The sequence below is a fragment of the Bacillus sp. TH13 genome, assembly GCF_016651175.1.
Lineage (GTDB): Bacteria > Bacillota > Bacilli > Bacillales > Bacillaceae_G > Bacillus_A > Bacillus_A thuringiensis_S.
On record NZ_JAEKEJ010000020.1, the window covers coordinates 255999 to 275208 of the forward strand.

Consider the following 19210-nt stretch of genomic DNA (forward strand, 5'->3'; position numbering starts at 1 on the left):
TCGTAAATATAGAATTACTTACTATGTAAATAAAAGAGGAGTGTACTTGCATGTTACATATTTTAAAACAGCAATATAATCTTATTAGCTCTACAAGAGAAACTCTATTCACATTTTTAGAAGAAATCCCATTAGAAAAATTACATAGCACTGTTCCGAATTTCGGGAGCGGTAGCATTATAAAGACACATATTCATGTAGCCGATTGCTATCGATACTGGCTTGGGTCATTCGCATTCAAGCAAAAAAGAGCAGATTTTTCATTTGCTAGCGATTACGAAATTGAGCATGCAGATGTCGCGAAAGTCCGTGCTAGATTTAAATTAGTAGATGAGACTGTACAACGTTTTTTAGATGAATACAATGATCGTTGGCTTGAAAACATAGCAAATGAAGTGAAATGGCAAAAAGAACCTTGGAGCACAACACCGCTATGGCTTTTAACTCATACGGAGACTCATGAGTTTCATCATAAAGGACAAATTGTATCAATAGCTCGTCATCTTGGATATACTCCTCCTGATACAGACCTTAGTTAATTCAATGGTCCATAATTACTAAAAAAATTAGAATGAATACAAATCGAGCATGTTTTGAAATCCAATCAAAACATGCTCTTAAAATATTCTATCTTACAATCTCCATATCCTCATCAATACCAAATAGTCTCCGCATAATTATATGCATCACTATTCGGAATGGCATGTTTCCCCTGCGCTTGTGCCTTTCTTGGATCTAAATCATATACCATTGGCGTAAAACATGATGTTTGCCCTTTATTCACAACACCATTTCCTCCAGCACTTCCGCAAGTGTATGCCTTTCCATCTGTTTTTCTTACAATTCTTGCATCAGCTTCGTTATTATATACTGCTGCACGAGTTACTGTAACTTTTGCCCATGCTGTCTTACACGTTGTGCTAAATTTTAATTCCACATAAGAATTGGAATCAATCTACTTCTTTTCTTTCGTTACTGCTGATTGATCACAGCTATTGTAATACGGACTTTTCCCATCATACGAATGATCTTCTGCATACGCTTTATCATTACCAGTCGTACTAAACATACTAGTTAAAACGAGCAACGACAGACAAAAACATGCACTTAGCTTTTTCAAAAGTTTCAAAGTATTCCACTCCTTCTTAATAGCGTCCTGTTTTTCCATAACCGTTATTAAACGTAACCGCTTCAGCATCAGCTGTATATCCGAAATCAGCAGTTAAATCAAATACCATTCCTGTATACGTACTCGTTTGCCCTGTTTTAATTGCTCCATTACCACTATTAGAGTCTACTGATTTTTGAAATACACCGTTTTTATATTTATTAATAACAGCGTAAGCATATATCCCTCCAGAAACGGAAGGTGCTGGTTGATCTAAAACAAGCTTAGACCATGCTGCGTGACATTTATTACTGTAACGTAAATACACTGTCCCTACTTTTTTACTACCCTCATACACCGCTGTAGATTTGGCATTAAATCCATCTGCATCACACGTCGTACTTCCCCCGTATACTTTTGTTGTAGCCGGATTTTTCCCGTCATAATAACTACTTAAATCAGTAGCCGCAAATGTACTTCCTTGGAAACTAAATAATACCCCTACACTGGCCACGCTTAATACACATACTTTCATTAACTTTTTAAACATTTTCAATCTCCTCCCTCAAAATAAGTACGTTTAATAAAGACAATCCCCCCTATGTACGCCCCTCCTTTCATACTTCCTAGAGGCATCTTACAGAAATGAATAAACGTTGTAAATTTCCTTATGATTATTGGAATATACGAAGAATTTTACTTATCCTTGTAAGAAAAAAAGTTGAGAAATACACATTTTATATCATTCTTTATTTAAAATATAAAAGAACCGATATTTGTTACATGCAAGCATCGGTTCTTTATACAAAAGATGCCATTTTTTCTTTTATATAAATAAATATTTCTCCACTTAATCTGTTATAAAAAACTCCCTCGTCACATCAATAAATTGCTGTAACGGTGCTGTCATCCACTTATCTTTATGCCAAGCAATTTGCGTAAAAATTGGATTGATAGTATTTTCTAGATGTAACTCTTTTATCGTTCCCTCTCGTATATCTTTTTCTACTACTATTGCTGGCAACACGGCTATACCTAAATCTGCAATAACACATTGTTTAATTGCCTCTACACTAACAAACTCAATTTTATTTGCTGGATACACATCTTCTGTACGAAATAGCTCTTCAAATAAAGTTCGGTACGAGCACCCTAGCTCTGTTAGCAACAGCGTCTCACTTTCTAAATCTTTTGTAGAAACAGAAGTTTGCTCGAGTAAATGATGCCCTGGAGCAGCTACTACTTTTAATTCTTCTTTCATAAGGGGCTCCACATGTAAAACATCTTCTGTTTTACATTCGTCCAAAATAAAGGCAAGATCGACTTTTCCCTCCATCAATTGTTCCTTCGCATCTTTATTGGAATGCGCTGGTTTAAATATAAGCTTTATTTGAGGAAATTGTGCTTTAAACCTCTTTAATATAGAAGGAAGTCTATATGTACATTGGCTTTCTTGCGCACCGATTATTAACGTACCTGCTATTTCTTCATCATCTTTCACAGCCATTTTCGCTTCGTTACTGAGTGCAATCATCTTGTCGGCATATAATTGAAACTTTCTGCCCGCTTCAGTTAAGAAAAGGCGTTTTCCTAATCTTTCAAATAACGGCGTACCTAGCTCAGCTTCTAACGTTTTAATTTGTGCTGTTACGCTCGATTGAGCAAAGTTTAATTTCTTCGCAGTTTGCGTAAAATTCAAAATGTCCGCGGCTATTTTAAATGTAATTAATTGTTTTATCTCCATTTATCGTCCCTCTTTTCAATCGATATTTCCGATTGATTTCATCGAAATAATCTTCTTTGTCTATCGATATTTGTATTGTATGATAAAGAGCATCGACAAACAATAAAATGGAGGTATTCCATATGAAAGCACTTTGTTTCGAACAGTTCGGAAATCCGGATGTACTACAATATAAAGAACTCAATAATCCAATCATAAATCCAAATGAAATTCTTGTCCGCACGAAAGCAATCGGTTTAAATTTCGCCGACATTTATAGACGCCGCGGTGAATATCATCTCGCTGGTAACCCTCCTTATATATTAGGTTATGAAGGTGCTGGTATTGTTGAAAAAGTAGGAGCTAACGTTACTACTATCAATCCCGGAGACCGTATTGCATTTGCTGACGTTCCATTCTCAAATGCAGAATTAGTTGCCGTTCCATCTGAAAAAGCAATTACACTTCCAAATTTTATTTCTTTTGAAACAGCCGCTTCTGTCTTATTACAAGGATTAACAGCACATTATTTAACGAAAGATAGCTATGAAATAAAACAAGGTGATATAGCTTTAGTACATGCCGCAGCTGGTGGTGTTGGGCAACTTCTTATTCAAATCATTAAACTACTAGGCGGAAAAGTAATCGGCCTAACGTCATCAAAAGAAAAAGCACAGATAGCCACGTTAGCTGGTGCTGATCACGTATTTTTATATACTGAAGCATGGCCTGCGAAAGTACTTGAAACAACAAACGGTGATGGAGTAAATGTTGTATATGAATCAGTAGGTTCTACATTAGAGGCAAGTTTTAGCGCAACTAAAACTGGTGGTACTGTCGTATTTTACGGAATGGCTGGTGGTAATCCTGCGCCCGTTGATCCGCGTATGCTTATGGATACTTCGAAAACTTTAACTGGCGGAGACCTTTGGAATGTGCTTACTACTTTTGAAGAACGTAAGCAGCGCTCTACTCAATTATTTGATTGGATCGCTACTGGAAAATTAAACATTGCGAATCCTACTACATTCGCCTTACAAGATGGTGCTCTTGCACATAAATTATTAGAGAGCAGAAAAAGCACAGGGAAGATTTTATTAATCCCGTAATTCACAAAATGAAAAGGAAGCTAGATTTCTCTACCTTCCTTTTCTTATTTTTATATTTCCACACTTTCTTTCCCTTTTGCAACGTAACTCATATCTCCAACAGACTCGACTGTGTATGTTCCATCTTGATATACAATCTTCGTCACACTAGCATTTTCTACTCCAAGTTTTGTTTTGCTACTGTCTAACATTTCGATTAAGGTAGTAATCAAGAGCCCATGAACGACAACTAAAACATTACCGCCACCATTTGCAGCAGCTTCTTCACTAATCTTATCAATCTCTGCTTTTATACGAGTAGAAAATAATTCCCAATCTTCCGCCTGTTTCGTAGGGTCTGCTGCTCTAATAAGATTAATCACTTCTTGAATAGAAAACTTCATAAGTTCTTCTGGCGATGCAACGCCCGCAGCTTTTCCAACCACATCCCACATATTTTCAAGTTTTTCACCTTCAAAAATACCAAAATTTAATTCTCGTAATTTTTTTCTTTTCTCAAGTTTTAACTTTGATTGCTCACTATATTTTAATACTAAATTAGCAGTTTCAATCGCTCGGCCGCTATCACTACTATACGCATTCGTAAAATGAACATCTTTTAATCCTGTTCCTAAATTAGAGGCAACTTCAACACCTTTTTCCACTAACGGAGAGTCTGCCCAGCCTTGCGCGCGATGATTCGTATTTAATATTGTTTTTCCGTGTCTTGTAACATATAACGTAACTACATTCTCATTGCTATCTGTTTCTCTATTCTTCATCCTTTTCTCTCCTTTTACATTTCTATATCAATTTTACCATCTTAATTATTCATTGAGCAAAATATACGTAAGTGAATTTGCTTAATAAAAAAAGCTATCTTTCTGTATATCTCTACAAAAAGATAGCATCTTTTATGATTATTCCTTAACCGATACTCCTACTCAGCAAATGCACTCGAATACTGAACAACTCCTTCTACACCTTCAAGAGCATTCTCCCTTAATTCCATCACCATAAACACCTCTTCAGGCACTTCAAATGGTGCTTTTATATTCCACTTACTCGCTTTCTTAAAACCAAATTTCGGATAGTACTCTGGATGTCCTAACACTACAACTGATCCGTATCCAAGTTCTTTCGCTTTTTCTAAAGCAGCCGTGATTAGTTTTCCACCAATTCCTTTCTTCTGATGGCCCCTAGCAACTGAAACTGGCGCAAGTGCCAATGACTCCACAGAAGTTCCACCTTGTTCTATTGTAATTTTCGATAACATAACGTGACCAACTATATCTTCATCTACCGCAACAATTGATAACTCCGGAACAAACGCATCACATTCTCTAATACGTTTTACAAGTTCATGTTCTGTTTCATCACTAAATTCTTCCTTTAAAAATGCTTCTTTTACGACTTCTTCTGTTTTTCTATAATCGTTTTTTTGTTCTTGTCTAATCGTTACCATTTTAACTTATCCTCTATTCTTTCTTATTTCTTTTTGAATTTTACGAAGTGCTTTTTTCGATCCGCGCTCAATATCGTGTTGCATTTTTCTTTCTTTATAATCAACAAATAGTGTATTTAAATCGTATCCTTCTGGATATAACTCCTTCGCTGCTACCTCTAAAGTAATACGTTTTACATTCACTTCAACGAATTCACCGTTGTAATATACAACAACGTTATAAAAATTATCTTTTTCCTTATAGATGATACCAAAATCATCATAATCCAATAAATTCACACGATCGCCGATTTTGTACTCATAATGATATTCTCTTTTTTCTTGTACGAATTTCGGTTTTCTAATTTTACTTTCATTCACTTTTTCTAAAGCGTACTCTTTATTTCCCATGTACTCTTTCGCCCTTTTCAGTACATGTTCTTTTACGCTCATTTTATTCGCAATCCAAAGTGCATTACTTTCTCCTGATTTTCCGATAACTAATTTATAAAGCGGCTCTAACGTTTCACTATTAAATTGCATCGCTGCATTCATAAAGTCATCGTGCATTTCTGAGAATCGTTTAATTTCTCCGTAATGCGTACTCGCAACGGTAATACATCCCGCAAGGTACAACTCTTCTAAAATAGATATTGCAAGTGCTGCACCTTCATTCGGTTCTGTACCGCTCCCTATTTCATCAAATAATAGTAACGTATTATTATTTGACATTCTCATAATTTCAGAAAGGTTTTTCATATGAGACGAAAATGTACTTAATGCATTTTCAATACTTTGATTATCACCAATATCTACGAATACATTTTCGAAAATAGCGATTTCTGTACCTCTATCTCCTGCAATATGAAGGCCTGACATTGTAGCTAATGTTAACAATCCAATCGTTTTTAACACAATTGTCTTTCCGCCCGCATTCGGCCCTGTAATAATTAAACTACGATACTCTTGACCAATTTTAAAATGTAACGGTACAACTTGCCCTGTTAAAAGCGGATGCTTACAATTCACTAAATGAATGTAGCCATGATCGTTTAACTTCGGCTCTATTCCATCAATCGATTTACTAAACTTCGCCTTCGCAAATACCATATCATACTGACTAATTAGCTCCATGTTAATCTTTATACTATAAATGTTTTCTAACACCATTCCTGATAAAGTCGCTAAAATCTGATACTCTTCAACAGCTTCTTCTGCTTTCAAACCTGCTAATTCTGCATTCAATTTCGTAACCGTATGCGGTTCTATAAATACAGTAGAGCCTTTTGCCGAGGCTTCAATAATACTTCCAGCAACTTGGTTTTTATAGGAAGATTTAATTGGAATCGTATAACGGTCATCCTTTTTACTAATAAAGAATTCCTGAATAAATTTCTTATTTGCACTACTATTTAAAAACTTCGTTAAACGTTCTTTTATTTTCCCATCTACAGAATCGATATTATTTCGAATTCGTTTTAGCTCTTTACTTGCAGCTACATCAATACCATTTCCTTTAATTGAAAAGTTAATTTCCTCTTCAATACTTTTAAATTCAGTCATTGAATTTGCATAAGAAGCTAATACTGGTGCAAAAAATTCTTTATCTAACATAAACTTTTTAATCTTTCTACATCCACGTAAAAAGTCTGAAACACTTACTAATTCTTCTGGATCTAAAATCATCCCTTTTTCTAATTTTTGAATTGTACTAGCAATATTAGAAATACCGAAGAAAGGAACATGCCCTTCTGCATCTAATATAGCTCGTGCTTCTGTCGTTTCATTCAAGCGATTTCTCACTACTTTTAGACTCGTACTCGGCTCTAATTTGTTTAATAATTCCTTACCTAATCCACTTACACAATAAGATTTCACTATATCCTTTAATTCATTATATTGTAACTTTTCAAAAGTCATCGTATTCATTTTGTTTCTCCTCACTATGATTGATTTTTATCATAAATGAAGATACCTACCCATTAGATTCCAATGAGTTCTACATTATTCAATTACCATTTTTATACATTAAAAATATATACAAAAAAGCTGCGGGGATACCGCAGCTTTTACATTTATAAGGCATGTGTAATAACATATGAGGAAATAAGCCATAAAAAATAGATGGCAGTCCCTTATTACACGCTTTATAAAGTATTGTAGGTATCTTCATAGGTATCGAAATAAATCCATGACAAAGTTAGGGGTATGGTATACATAAAAATCCCCTGTTCTTATCTGACTTATTTCATTAAATTTTTCCTATTTAGTACCTACCGCACTCACAAAAAGCACCTCTCATTAATTTATATTATAGTCATTGAAATCTAATTTATTGAAATCATCATACTATATGTTACGTGAGAAGTAAAGGTGTCATACTTAAGTAGTACGTAACTATACGCTTCAATATCACTTAAACTAGACCTATATTTGCTGAGGAAAAATTATAGAAGCTGTATCGTCTAGTATATTAAATCTTACAATAAACGATTCCATTCAATTCGCAATTGAAACGCGAGTTGGTGGTGGTTCTGGGGTAAGAGCTACATCCGCCAGAACTGATTTACTATCTTTAAATCAAGGGGATGTTCTTCGAGTACGAATAAGAGAAGCCACGGGTGACATTATATATTCCAATGCCTCTCTTGTTGTAATAAAGGTCGACTAGCTCTTTTATTACAATAAAGATTCAGAAAAAATTAATATGCGCAATATAAAAGGAGAGGAAGACTTATATTTCAGTCTACCTCTTCTTTTTCATCACCAAATTACTGCTGAACATATATAGAAACTGATCCTCCACTTACTTGGAACTGCCCCCACCCATCCTTATTAATTGTTACAGTATTTGTTTGATTACCCGTAATATCGTGCCATACTTCCCCTGCGTTATTCTTTCCAACATCCATCCACTTTGTCCCTCCTGGTCCATCAGAGATTAACGTCGCTAAACCAGAATTAGCATGTACACTATCACCTTCTCTTGTCCAGCCAATCACATCTGGATGATCAAAATAATCACGCTGCGTACCATATGCAAAGTTTTTTCGTGCCGTCAAAATCGGATCAATTTTGTCCTTTAACGCTGGAATTTCATAGTTACTATTTCCTTTTGTACCATAGTAATCACCATAGAAAACAGAAGGATATCCCTCTGCACGCGTTAAAATAAATGCATATGCCAACGGTTTGAACCAAGGGCTCACTACAGATTCCAATGACTGACCAGGCTGTGAATCATGATTTTCAACTAGAGTAACCGCAAGTGTAGGATGATTCGCAACTACCGTTCCTTTTAAAATATTTCTCATATCATAATTTCCATTTCCTGTTGAAGCATAATGAAAATTATAATGAAGTGGCGCATCGAACACAGATTGATTATAATTGACCTTCGCTAAATAATTATTTAAAGTCTGGATATCATTTTGCCAATATTCAGCTACTGTAAACATGTCTTTCCCCGTTTGCTGTCTAACATGATTTACCCAATCGCGCAAATATTCATGATCAATATGTTTAACAGCATCTAAACGAAAGCCATCTAAATTTAATTCCTTCGCATACCACGTTCCCCATTTTTTCATTTCATTCGCAACATCTGGATGATCAAAATCAAGATCCGCATACATCAAATAATCATAATTCCCATTCTCGTTAGACACTTCCCAGTCCCATGCTTTACCTATGCCCCTAAATTTATAAATTCGGTTTAATTTCTTTCCTTCATCCCAATCCGTTCCGTCAAAATGATACCATTTCCATTTGAAATTAGAATAAGAATCTCCACGCCCTGAGAAGTTAAATCCTGTCCACGCACTAATTTCATAATCACCTGATACTTCAATATTTCGATTGCTCGGGTCTACCTCAACTGCTGTGACAGTTTCCGTATAATCAGCCCCACCTTTATGATTCATAACTACATCACCGTATACATCGATGTTTTTCTTATGTAAAGCGTCAATTGCAGACTTCAATTGTGCTTTCGTCCCATATTTCGTCCGCACTGTTCCCTTTTGATTGAATTCCCCCAAATCATATAAATCATATGCTCCATATCCTACGTCATTTTGCGTAGTTCCTTTATATGCAGGTGGTATCCAAACAGATGTAATTCCTTTTTGCGCTAAATTTTCAGCATCAGTACGCAAACGATTCCAATGATTTCCATCATTCGGAGCGTACCACTCAAAATACTGCATTAGCGTTCCATTGTTAACTGTATCTGCATATACTTTACTCCCCCCACATATACTAGGTAAAAACATAACAACTGACAATCCGATTATTGTTATTCTTTTAAACATCTGTACTCCATCCCCTCCTAAGGAAGCGTTTGCATTGTTTATCAGAATTATTATAATATTCGTTCCACCGTTAGTAAAGTAGCAATCTCTCACTCTCCCACATTATTTTTAGTCTCACTTCAAATATTCAACGTAGTTTTAATTTCACATCCTATTCAAGATTGTTTACAATTTATCTATAAAAGCATAACGGAGGGATTTCTATGACAGATTTTCAAAAACAATTTTTCGCACGATTACATATAGAAGAAAAAGACACAGTTTCATTTGAAGATTTATCTAACATTATGTACGCAATGGCACAAACTGTTCCTTTTGAAAACTTAAATATTCTCGAAAAGAATTTTAAAGAAATATCAAAAGAAAATTTGAAAGAGAAAATTTTAGTAAATAACCGTGGCGGTCTTTGTTATGAACTCAATCCTACTATGTATTACTTCCTTAAAGACGCTGGATTTAATGTTCATCTCGTTTCAGGAACGGTTTATAACGCTGCAAACTCCATATGGGCTGTTGATTCTGGCCATATCGCAACCGTTTTAACACATCATAATGAACTTTATTTAATTGAAGTAGGATTCGGATCATACTTACCTCTTGCACCTGTCCCTTTCTCAGGTGAAGTCATTCACTCTGTTACAGGAGATTATCGTATTCGTAAAGAAATGACTGAAAAGGGAAACTACATTTTAGAGATGCGTAAAAACAATGAGTTTTTGGATCAATCTTCTGCTGATGATTGGACGTTAGGCTATGCATTTTATATAGAAGAAGTGGATGAAGAAAAAGCAAATACAGCACAAAAAATTATCGTTGAACATGAAGAATCACCCTTTAATAAAGTACCTCTTATTGTAAAACTAACTGAAGCTGGACATGCCTCTTTAACGAAAGATAGCTTTACAGTAGCGGAAAATGGTAAAAAAACGAAAGAAACCGTTACAGCCATGCAATATACAAACCTTTTACATTCAAAATTCGGAATTACACTATAAGTATGTAAGCCTTGTTATTTTAGCAAGGCTTTTCAATTTTCAGCAGGGATTTTTTGCAATTTGTTGTATTTCATAGTTATATAGAAATATAACTACATGTTTAGAAAGGAAATGATTATGACAGAACTTAAAGATCGATTACAAGTAGCTGATGTAGAAAAATGGGATTTAACAGACATTTACCATACAATTGAAGATTGGGAAAGTGATTTTCATAAAATTGAAGTATTAACGAAGGAATTACACGAGTTTAATGGAAATATTCACGATGGCAATAGTTTATTAGCTTATTTAACGAAGAGTGAAGAAATTTCTAGTATAATATCTTTAATGTTCGCTTATGCACGATTACAATCTGACCTTGATACGCGCGATACTGACGCGCAATCTCTTGTCGATAAAGTATCACAATTACACGTGAAAGTAAGTGCAGCTAAATCTTTCTTTTCCCCCTTCTTACTTAGCATAGACGAAAACACATTACATTCTTACATAGAAGAAACAGAAGGCTTACATTATTATAAAGAAGACTTGTTTGAATTATATCGTTATAAAAAACACGTATTGAATAAGGACCAAGAAGAAATTTTATCACAAATGGGTGAAGCTCTTTCCTCTCCACAGCACACATTTGGTATGTTAAATAATGCAGATATATTATTTGGTGAAGTGACGACTGACGATGGAGAGAAAGTGAACTTAACACGCGGAATGTATGCAAAGTTAATAGAAGATGCGAATCGTGAAAAGCGTAAAGAAGCTTATAAAGCATATTACAAACCATATGTTCAGTTAAAGAATTCCATCGCATCTACTTTATCCGCTGCTATTAAAAATAATGTTACTGTTTCGAAGCTAAGACACTATCCATCGGCGTTAGAGAAATCATTATTTGGCGATATGGTTCCGAAAGAAGTATATGAAAACCTAATTGATACAACGAAAAAAAACATTCAAACATTACATACATACAATGAAATTCGAAAAGAAAAATTAAACGTAGATGAACTAAGACAATACGACCTAGGCGTCGATTTAGTAGAAGGTGCAAAACAAGACATTCCATATAGTGAAGCATTTGACATTATGATTGCATCACTAGCTCCTTTAGGAGAAGAATATATTGAGACATTAAAAAGTTTTAAAGATAAACGATATATAGACGTAAGAGAAACACCAGGAAAACGTTCTGGTGCTTATAACTTTGGTGTATACGGTGTTCATCCTTTCATTCTTTTAAATCATCACGATGATTTAAACAGCCTGTTCACTCTTACTCATGAATGCGGTCACGGTATGCATACGCACTATTCACATGGATACCAACCAAGAATTTCTGCGCATTATTCTATCTTTGTCGCAGAAGTCGCTTCTACAGTAAATGAAGTGTTATTAATTCACTATTTATTAAAAGAAGCAAAAGAAACGAACGTGCGTAACCATTTAGTTAACCATTTTATTGAGAAATTTAAAGGTACTTTCTTTACACAAATTATGTTTGCAGAATTTGAAAAAATCACACATGAAATGGCTGAACAAGGTAAACCATTAAATGCACAAGTATTCAGTGAAATTTATGAAAAGTTATTTAAAGAATATAACGGTGATTCACTTGTATTTGATGAAGAAGTAAAATACGGATGGGCTAGAATCCCTCATTTCTATCGCCCGTTTTACGTATACAAATATGCAACTGGATTCGCATCTGCCATTCAAATCGCTGATAAACTATTAAGCGGTGATCCGAATGCCCAGAAAAATTATATTGAATTCCTGAAAGGTGGAAGTTCTGATTATCCACTAAACCTACTGAAAAAAGCTGGTGTCGATTTAACAACGCCAGAACCAATTGAAAGTGCATTGAAACAATTCACTCAACTTGTTGAGGAGTTTTCAGCACTATAAAAAGCATGCAGAGTATATGCTCTGCATGCTTTTTATTTGAATTACTCTATTCTATATGCTGCTGCGTCACACAGTGAATCATACCACCGTATGCATACAATTCGTTAACATATATACCGACAATTCTTCTCCCTGGAAATTGACCTTCAATGATTTGAAGCCCTAATTTATCATGTTCATCACCGTATATAGGTCCAATACGACTTCATTACCAATGTAAAAATTTAAGTACAATCCTTTACAATCTGCTTTTTTTACCACTTTTCTTGTTATTGGTACTGGAATGAGCTGAAATGGCTTTCCATCTATATTTTTCGTTTGCCGTAATTCTTGATAATGCTTTTCGTACGCCTCTAAAAGATATGGTTCTCCTTCACCGAAAGGATCATATTCATACAGTATCGTATTTTCATTTACAAACCGTGCCGCGCCATCAATATGATAATCCGTATCTTCATCATAATTATCTTCTCCACGTATACCAGTTATCCATATAAAATTCGTTACTCCTAAATATTTCGTTAACTCCATTTCAATGTCTTTCTGACTTAGTGTGGGGTTTCGATTTTCATTTATAATAGACGTTTTCGCCGCCATTAAGGTCCCATTTCCGTTTATCTCAATTCCCCCGCCCTCTAGACAGACACTAGATTCAACTTTTGGAATGCGATACATTTCACTTATTTTATTCGGAATATTAGCGTCGTTTTCGTACGGATATTTATTTCCCCAACCATTAAATATCCAGTGCGTTAGGCAGCGGTTCCCCTTCCTTATCCGTTACAAAGATTGGTCCATTATCTCGTATCCAAATATCATCAGTTTCTTGAATTAAGAAATCAATTTTATCCATATTCACGTTAGCTTCAATTAGCTTCGATTGGACATGTATTTTTTCTTCTTCATCACATACAACAATATGGACATTTTCTCCATAGTGAAGCTCCTTTGCCATCGATGTCCAAATATCATTTAACTTAGCTCTGTAACCTTCACCTCTATGTGCTTTATCATGTGGCCATTGGAGCCATGTACCTTCATGTTTCTCCCATTCCGCAGGCATATAAAACAAACTATTTTCTATATTTCTCATACGTGTTCACCCCTTATATGAATGTACGTACAGTCTATACTTTGACATCGTGTTAAGGTCAACAGGAATATCTTCATTTACTTGTAGCAACTTTATAAGGTGATTCTTTATTTCGCCTTTTTATTATGATAAATTGCTTTCGTACATAGAATAAGGATTGACATAATGTTAATGTCAATCCTTATTCTCATTCTATTTTCGTAACTAAAAAACAAATTTGTGTCACATACTCTTCTGCTAAACAATCACATTCAGGTCCCTTTATATAAACCTCATATGGAGAATTAATTATCACATACCCATTTCTTTCAATCCATTCTTCTAACGCTATATAAGCGTAACCTATATAGTCGTAACTTCCATAATGCATAGTAGTAACGATTTGATGTGGACTTAGTTTTTTCATTCCATACTCTTGTGCTACGTCTTCATCATTCCCCTGCATAACCGGAATTCTTAACTCAATATCACTGTTACTTGGAATATATTCTTCATCATAAAAGACTGCAGATGGAGAACCGACTATTTGAAAGTTATTTTTTTGTACCTCTTCATATAAGTCATAAAAATAATCATCCATATCATCTATATCTATTTTTAATCTCTGAGTAATTAGCGTTACTTCGTTCCTCATTCCCATTAATATATCGTAACTTCTATGGCGAGCAATATTTAGACTACTATTCACCTTTACCATTTCATTCATTTCTGAAATAACCTGTAAATTTTGCTTCACTTCATGAGACAACTCGATAATTTGTGATTGTATATGTTGAACAAACGAATCATGATCCGATGACTGCAAAACAATTTTAATTTTTGGAAGAGGAAATTTATACTCCCTTAGCTTTTTTATTTTCAATGCTACTTCCAGCTGCCCTTGTTCATAATACCTATACCCATTAACCGGATTCACATATGCCGGTTTTAATATCTCCTCTTTGTCATAATGTCTTAACATCCGCGTACTCATTTTACAAATCCGAGAAAACTCAGCGATGGTATACATATCAATACTCCTTGAATACATTTTCTTTTCATTACTTACTTATTAAAACCAATCAAAAATCTTCTTCATTGAAAAATCTTCATTCTGATTTTTCAATCTTCTCATTTTTAAAGGTAACAAATGACTTGGACAATACCACGTTAAACAATTCATTGCGCCTCCCATTGTTGATATTTCTCCTACATGAATTTGAATAACTTGTTTCTCCGTATACTGTTGAATATATCGTAAAACTTCCTCATCTTTAGCTAGTCCAAACTTAGGAACATAAAGGGCATCACATGATTCTAACATATTTATATACAACCCTTTTGCCGATGCTATCTCTTGATCGTATTGTCCTTTCTCTGTATATGATGAAGGAACAACTATAAATTCAGCTTCTGGCATTTGTTCTTGAATAATCTTTTGAACACTATATCTAAATTCATAATCCCCTAAAAAATCACTAATAAACATTGTATGTTCATCAATAAATTTAACCATTCCGTCTGCGTGTGCTAGTACATCCCCTTCTTCAGCAGGAATAATAATAACTCGGCTCACCTCTAAGTCCCATTCTAACTGCTCAATAATTTCCTCTTCTGTCCAATCATCGTTATCATCAAATATGCGCTCTGTTAATATTACAGTATCTTTTTTATTCCAAATAAGATTACCACCATCTAATATTAATGGGGATTTCACATATTCAAATTCATTCTTTTTCAACCATTTATTAAATTGTTGATCTAAATATCGCCCTTGATTATCTGGTAAATAATTTGGTCGATATTTAAATTTAACTAGATGATTTGTGACAATCGGTGCAACATCTCTTAGCCAAATATCATCATACTCAAAACAGCTCGTATGAAAGTCTTGTTCTTCAGCAGATACAGATATAAGTTGATCCGCAATTGATTTCTTTTCATTTAAACATTCATTAAAGTAAATCAAGTCTTCATAAAATGGCTGATAATATTCATTCGATTCGTCTGGTATTGCAGTAAAAATAATGCCATTATGTTTTTGTTCCATATTATTTACCTCACTTTTTATATCGTAGTTACATAACTGTTTTCACAAAGCCAACTATTTCTCAACTCATGCAACATGTAAATTTCATGAATGGATTATAGCATGGAGAAATATTATAAAGCCGTCATTGAGCCAGAAATGGACTCTTAACAAGAATTCAACATATAAATTTTTGATGATTGTAATGGGTCCTACTACAAAATTCCCTTCCCATTTTTATCTTTTAAATTATGAAAGTATACAATTAAATACTAGAATCATAAATCCAATCATTATGAAGCTAATTAAGATAATTTCTTTCAACGCCAATACTCCCTTTTATACAAATAAAAAAAGATGTCACCTAGCCAAAATTTCGACTATGGGATATCCCTGCCGATAATTCTATTTCCACTTACTAATTCAAACTAACGGGTTGTTGTTGCGTCACACAATGAATCATACCGCCGTTTTTATACAGCTCTCTCACATCAATACCGACTACTTTACGATCTGGGTATAACTTCTGAATCGTATCGTTTGCGATTTTATCATTCGGATCATTATAATGAGGCACTAATACAACTGTATTCCCAATATAATAATTGATATACGATCCCTTATAATTGAGAGTTTTTCCATTTTCTAAAGCAACCTTTTCTTTACTAAGCGGCAAGTATTCATACTTATATTTCTGTCCTGAAGCATTTTTGGCATCTAACAATGTATCCATATCTTTATTAGATAAACCCCATTCAGCTAGGTCATCTTCTTTCATCGTTACAATGGTAGATTTATTATGGAATTTAGCAAATCCATCAATATGAAAGTCCGTAATATCTAAATTAAGTACTCCGTCTAACCAAATAAAGTTTGACACCCCAAGGTCACTTATATATTTTTCAATTTCCTTTTCTGATAAATTAGGATTTCTATTTTTATTCGTTACTGCACTTCTAGTTAATAACGCAGTCCCATTGCTATCTAATTCAATTGCGCCACCTTCAAGTACAAATTTCCCCCAATCAATTCTTTCAATTCCTGATTGTTTACTGACATTCTCTCGTATTCGAGCATCATTTTTGTAAGGCGTTTTCTTTCCCCATCCATTAAATGCCGGGTCTAATATTTTTAAATTTTTATTATTGTCATAAACAAAAATTGGTCCACTATCTCTTGCCCATACATCATCAGTAGGCGCGATAAAGAAATCAACCTTCTCCATATTTAACCCTTCATCTGTTAAAAGCTTATTGATTCTCTTCTTTTCTTCCTGGTCATATGCAACAATGTGGACTTTCTCTCCCTCAGTTAAAGCACTTGCCATCTTAACCCAAATAGGTTCAACTTCCTGCTTATACTCTTCACCATATGTGTATTCATGTGGCCATTGCAGCCATGTACCTTCATGTTTATCTTTTTCATCTGGCATCGTATATTTCCCAGCATTTTTCTGTACCTCTACTTTTTCTCCTTCTTTCCCTTTAACATTTTCATTGTTACCCTCAAAAGAGCATCCACTAATAATCGTTGTAGATAATGTAGCTATTAAACAAAACTTTATTGCTTTTTTCATTTTTTCAACCTCCTGTTCTTGTCTCCAATAATGTAAAGCTTCACATAGTGTGAAGCTCAAGCTTTTTTATCAATGTAAAAATTACCAATTATTCTTTGCATTACTTAGCATTTAACTACCTATTTTGATTTATTCAAATGCCAATCACCTTTCTTACCTATTTATCCCGCTATTTGTGGGCAGTAAGTAAAACTTTACAAAATAAAAAAATCGGTATTGATAATTACATATCAATACCGATTTTTTATAATTATTTTCCTTCTATTAAATCATTCGCCATTTTCCTAAATTCTTGATTAAATGCATCATTCATACCATTTTGGACGTTAGAAAATAATATGACAAACGTTCGTTTATCCCAGTTAAAATTATTAAAAGTGTTCCAGCCAGCTAATACACCGTGGTTATGATAATAGTCTGGGTAAATATAGAAACTAAATCCATATTTTCTTGCAGGTGATGCAGAAAACATATCTGATACACTTTGTTTAGAAAGTAGTTTACCATCCATAATAGCTTCATCTAACTTTTTCATATCTTCAACAGTCGTATACATTTCACCACAACCATACAGCCAGTTCATTTTTAAGCGAGGTGTGGCTATTAACTTATTATCTTTTTTTGTATACCCTTCTGCTAAGAAAATATCTTCTGGAAGTGTTGCGCCCATTCCAGATTCATGCATTTCAACAGGAGTCAAAATATTTTCTTTCACATATTTAGCAAGTGGTTTATTCGATATTTTTTCTACAATATATGCAAGCACCATATAATTATAATCTGTATATTTCCATCCTGTCCCTGCTGGAAATTGTAACGTTTGTGCCCCAATCCACGTTACTAATTTTAACCGTGATGCTGCGTCAACACTACCTTGTCCCTGTTCTGGTAATCCAGACGTATGTGTTAACAAATTTCGTAACGTAATGTTTTTATCTGCCGGAAACGATGGGATATATTTATTTACATTGTCTTCAATGTTCAACTTCCCTTTTTCTTTTAGTTGCATAATAGATATTGCAACAACTGTTTTCGTAATAGACCCAATGCGATATTTCGTTCTTGGAGTTGTTAATACTTGATCTTTCACATTCGCATAACCGTAGCCTTTTCGTAAAATGACATGATCTTTACTTGCTACAAGAACACTCCCATTAAATCCTTTATCTTTTAAGTACTGGTCTAGTTTTCCAGCTGCAATTTCATAACGCTTTTTTTCATTCGCATCAACTTCCTGCTTAACATCTTTTTGCTTACTATTTACATTAGAAAATGCCTTTGCATCATATTTTTTTCCTTTATTTGCATGTATCAGTGTAACAACACTTCCACAAAAAACAGCAAAAATAAAGAAAATGATTAACCATTTCTTTAACATACTAGGAACCCTCTTTTATCTAGTTTCACTTAACGTGTATCCATTCTATTTTATATCTTTTAATTATCAAGTATATTATAATATTATTTAATATTCACTCTGTTAAAACTAGATTCCTTTTTCTCATTTTCAATTTTGACTACTCTCTATTGTATTTCTTTCTTGCAAAATTTCCAACATACAATCGGATGCATTACACTATAATTTCAAATTCTTTTGTAACATTTGTTACATACTAAAAAGAATGGAGATGTTATATGAAAAACACCGATAAACGCAATCGTTTAGATGATAAGATGTTTCATTATCGGATAACAAAAAACAACATGTTATTAATTGAATATTACGGAAAATAAATTATAATATTAAAAGGAAATGATGCTGAAAAATTTTTAAATAAAATAAATCACGCAAATAACGATAAAGAAAAACAGCTAATTATGGCTAAAATTACAGGTAATTTCAAAATAGGTAATGAACGAAATTGAAAACGAATCTCATTTACATTTTGATTATACAACAAATAAAAAAAGAAATGTCGCTCATTCAACATTTCTTTAGACTTTCTTCATAAAAAAT

General features: G+C 33.9%; 15 protein-coding genes and 3 pseudogenes. 6 read left to right on the forward strand and 12 right to left on the reverse strand.

Features of this window, described 5'->3' with window-relative positions; all coding sequences use genetic code 11:
• Positions 1 to 50: 50 nt before the first annotated feature.
• Positions 51 to 539 carry a DinB family protein gene (locus JFU02_RS06075; RefSeq protein WP_000902415.1) on the forward strand — a complete coding sequence of 163 codons (489 nt, stop codon included), beginning with the start codon at positions 51 to 53 and terminating at the stop codon, positions 537 to 539.
• Between the two features lie 113 nt (positions 540 to 652).
• Here the strand turns inward: JFU02_RS06075 and JFU02_RS06080 are convergent.
• The 3 genes and pseudogenes from JFU02_RS06080 to JFU02_RS06090 form a co-directional block, all read right to left on the reverse strand.
• Positions 653 to 1129, reverse strand: a pseudogene (locus tag JFU02_RS06080) (DUF2690 domain-containing protein).
• Positions 1130 to 1145: 16 nt separating this feature from the next.
• Positions 1146 to 1658 carry a DUF2690 domain-containing protein gene (locus tag JFU02_RS06085; RefSeq protein WP_000473755.1) on the reverse strand — a complete coding sequence of 171 codons (513 nt, stop codon included), beginning with the start codon at positions 1656 to 1658 and terminating at the stop codon, positions 1146 to 1148.
• A 300-nt stretch (positions 1659 to 1958) separates the two neighbouring features.
• The gene (locus JFU02_RS06090; RefSeq protein WP_000403845.1) at positions 1959 to 2852 is read right to left on the reverse strand and encodes a LysR family transcriptional regulator; all 894 of its coding nucleotides are present in this window, start codon (positions 2850 to 2852) and stop codon (positions 1959 to 1961) included.
• A 122-nt stretch (positions 2853 to 2974) separates the two neighbouring features.
• On the opposite strand from JFU02_RS06090, the gene JFU02_RS06095 reads away from it, so the two are divergent.
• Positions 2975 to 3940 carry a quinone oxidoreductase family protein gene (locus tag JFU02_RS06095; protein ID WP_000645248.1) on the forward strand — a complete coding sequence of 322 codons (966 nt, stop codon included), beginning with the start codon at positions 2975 to 2977 and terminating at the stop codon, positions 3938 to 3940.
• Between the two features lie 50 nt (positions 3941 to 3990).
• On the opposite strand, the gene JFU02_RS06100 is transcribed toward JFU02_RS06095, so the two are convergent.
• The 3 genes from JFU02_RS06100 to JFU02_RS06110 all read right to left on the reverse strand — a co-directional run bounded on the left by JFU02_RS06100 (position 3991) and on the right by JFU02_RS06110 (position 7292).
• Positions 3991 to 4701 carry a histidine phosphatase family protein gene (locus tag JFU02_RS06100; RefSeq protein WP_000797117.1) on the reverse strand — a complete coding sequence of 237 codons (711 nt, stop codon included), beginning with the start codon at positions 4699 to 4701 and terminating at the stop codon, positions 3991 to 3993.
• A 158-nt stretch (positions 4702 to 4859) separates the two neighbouring features.
• A complete protein-coding gene (locus JFU02_RS06105; RefSeq protein ID WP_000256468.1) occupies positions 4860 to 5384 on the reverse strand; it encodes a GNAT family N-acetyltransferase in 525 nt (174 codons plus the stop codon).
• Between the two features lie 6 nt (positions 5385 to 5390).
• A complete protein-coding gene (locus JFU02_RS06110; RefSeq protein WP_061666703.1) occupies positions 5391 to 7292 on the reverse strand; it encodes an endonuclease MutS2 in 1902 nt (633 codons plus the stop codon).
• Between the two features lie 517 nt (positions 7293 to 7809).
• Between JFU02_RS06110 and betA the strand changes: the two are divergent.
• Positions 7810 to 8034: pseudogene (gene betA, locus JFU02_RS06115) on the forward strand (collagen-like exosporium glycoprotein BetA); the annotation flags it as partial.
• A gap of 100 nt (positions 8035 to 8134) precedes the next feature.
• On the opposite strand, the gene amyS reads toward betA, so the two are convergent.
• Positions 8135 to 9676 (reverse strand): alpha-amylase, encoded by a 1542-nt coding sequence (amyS, locus tag JFU02_RS06120; protein ID WP_098867036.1) that lies wholly within the window; start codon positions 9674 to 9676, stop codon positions 8135 to 8137.
• A gap of 203 nt (positions 9677 to 9879) precedes the next feature.
• On the opposite strand from amyS, the gene JFU02_RS06125 reads away from it, so the two are divergent.
• Positions 9880 to 10671 (forward strand): arylamine N-acetyltransferase family protein, encoded by a 792-nt coding sequence (locus JFU02_RS06125; protein ID WP_000129188.1) that lies wholly within the window; start codon positions 9880 to 9882, stop codon positions 10669 to 10671.
• Between the two features lie 117 nt (positions 10672 to 10788).
• A complete protein-coding gene (gene pepF, locus JFU02_RS06130; RefSeq protein ID WP_201070244.1) occupies positions 10789 to 12576 on the forward strand; it encodes an oligoendopeptidase F in 1788 nt (595 codons plus the stop codon).
• Between the two features lie 46 nt (positions 12577 to 12622).
• Here the strand turns inward: pepF and JFU02_RS06135 are convergent.
• The 5 genes and pseudogenes from JFU02_RS06135 to JFU02_RS06155 form a co-directional block, all read right to left on the reverse strand.
• Positions 12623 to 13669: pseudogene (locus tag JFU02_RS06135) on the reverse strand (agmatine deiminase family protein).
• Positions 13670 to 13856: 187 nt separating this feature from the next.
• On the reverse strand, positions 13857 to 14678 hold the full coding sequence (locus JFU02_RS06140) for a MerR family transcriptional regulator (RefSeq protein ID WP_000287987.1): 822 nt from the start codon (positions 14676 to 14678) through the stop codon (positions 13857 to 13859).
• A 42-nt stretch (positions 14679 to 14720) separates the two neighbouring features.
• The gene (locus JFU02_RS06145; RefSeq protein ID WP_098515932.1) at positions 14721 to 15698 is read right to left on the reverse strand and encodes an agmatine deiminase family protein; all 978 of its coding nucleotides are present in this window, start codon (positions 15696 to 15698) and stop codon (positions 14721 to 14723) included.
• A 397-nt stretch (positions 15699 to 16095) separates the two neighbouring features.
• A complete protein-coding gene (locus JFU02_RS06150) occupies positions 16096 to 17253 on the reverse strand; it encodes an agmatine deiminase family protein (RefSeq protein WP_140337887.1) in 1158 nt (385 codons plus the stop codon).
• Positions 17254 to 17503: 250 nt separating this feature from the next.
• Positions 17504 to 18631 (reverse strand): serine hydrolase domain-containing protein, encoded by a 1128-nt coding sequence (locus tag JFU02_RS06155; RefSeq protein WP_000915171.1) that lies wholly within the window; start codon positions 18629 to 18631, stop codon positions 17504 to 17506.
• A 356-nt stretch (positions 18632 to 18987) separates the two neighbouring features.
• On the opposite strand from JFU02_RS06155, the gene JFU02_RS32590 reads away from it, so the two are divergent.
• The gene (locus JFU02_RS32590) at positions 18988 to 19119 is read left to right on the forward strand and encodes an ABC transporter ATP-binding protein (protein ID WP_308201943.1); all 132 of its coding nucleotides are present in this window, start codon (positions 18988 to 18990) and stop codon (positions 19117 to 19119) included.
• Positions 19120 to 19210: the final 91 nt, after the last annotated feature.

Bases quoted from the DNA above. Each gene is read 5' to 3' on its own strand.
- JFU02_RS06075 (WP_000902415.1), top strand. From the start codon at position 51: ATGTTACATATTTTAAAACAGCAATATAATCTTATTAGCTCTACAAGA.
- JFU02_RS06085 (WP_000473755.1), bottom strand. From the start codon at position 1,658: ATGTTTAAAAAGTTAATGAAAGTATGTGTATTAAGCGTGGCCAGTGTA.
- JFU02_RS06090 (WP_000403845.1), bottom strand. From the start codon at position 2,852: ATGGAGATAAAACAATTAATTACATTTAAAATAGCCGCGGACATTTTG.
- JFU02_RS06095 (WP_000645248.1), top strand. From the start codon at position 2,975: ATGAAAGCACTTTGTTTCGAACAGTTCGGAAATCCGGATGTACTACAA.
- JFU02_RS06100 (WP_000797117.1), bottom strand. From the start codon at position 4,701: ATGAAGAATAGAGAAACAGATAGCAATGAGAATGTAGTTACGTTATAT.
- JFU02_RS06105 (WP_000256468.1), bottom strand. From the start codon at position 5,384: ATGGTAACGATTAGACAAGAACAAAAAAACGATTATAGAAAAACAGAA.
- JFU02_RS06110 (WP_061666703.1), bottom strand. From the start codon at position 7,292: ATGAATACGATGACTTTTGAAAAGTTACAATATAATGAATTAAAGGAT.
- amyS (WP_098867036.1), bottom strand. From the start codon at position 9,676: ATGTTTAAAAGAATAACAATAATCGGATTGTCAGTTGTTATGTTTTTA.
- JFU02_RS06125 (WP_000129188.1), top strand. From the start codon at position 9,880: ATGACAGATTTTCAAAAACAATTTTTCGCACGATTACATATAGAAGAA.
- pepF (WP_201070244.1), top strand. From the start codon at position 10,789: ATGACAGAACTTAAAGATCGATTACAAGTAGCTGATGTAGAAAAATGG.
- JFU02_RS06140 (WP_000287987.1), bottom strand. From the start codon at position 14,678: ATGTATACCATCGCTGAGTTTTCTCGGATTTGTAAAATGAGTACGCGG.
- JFU02_RS06145 (WP_098515932.1), bottom strand. From the start codon at position 15,698: ATGGAACAAAAACATAATGGCATTATTTTTACTGCAATACCAGACGAA.
- JFU02_RS06150 (WP_140337887.1), bottom strand. From the start codon at position 17,253: ATGAAAAAAGCAATAAAGTTTTGTTTAATAGCTACATTATCTACAACG.
- JFU02_RS06155 (WP_000915171.1), bottom strand. From the start codon at position 18,631: ATGTTAAAGAAATGGTTAATCATTTTCTTTATTTTTGCTGTTTTTTGT.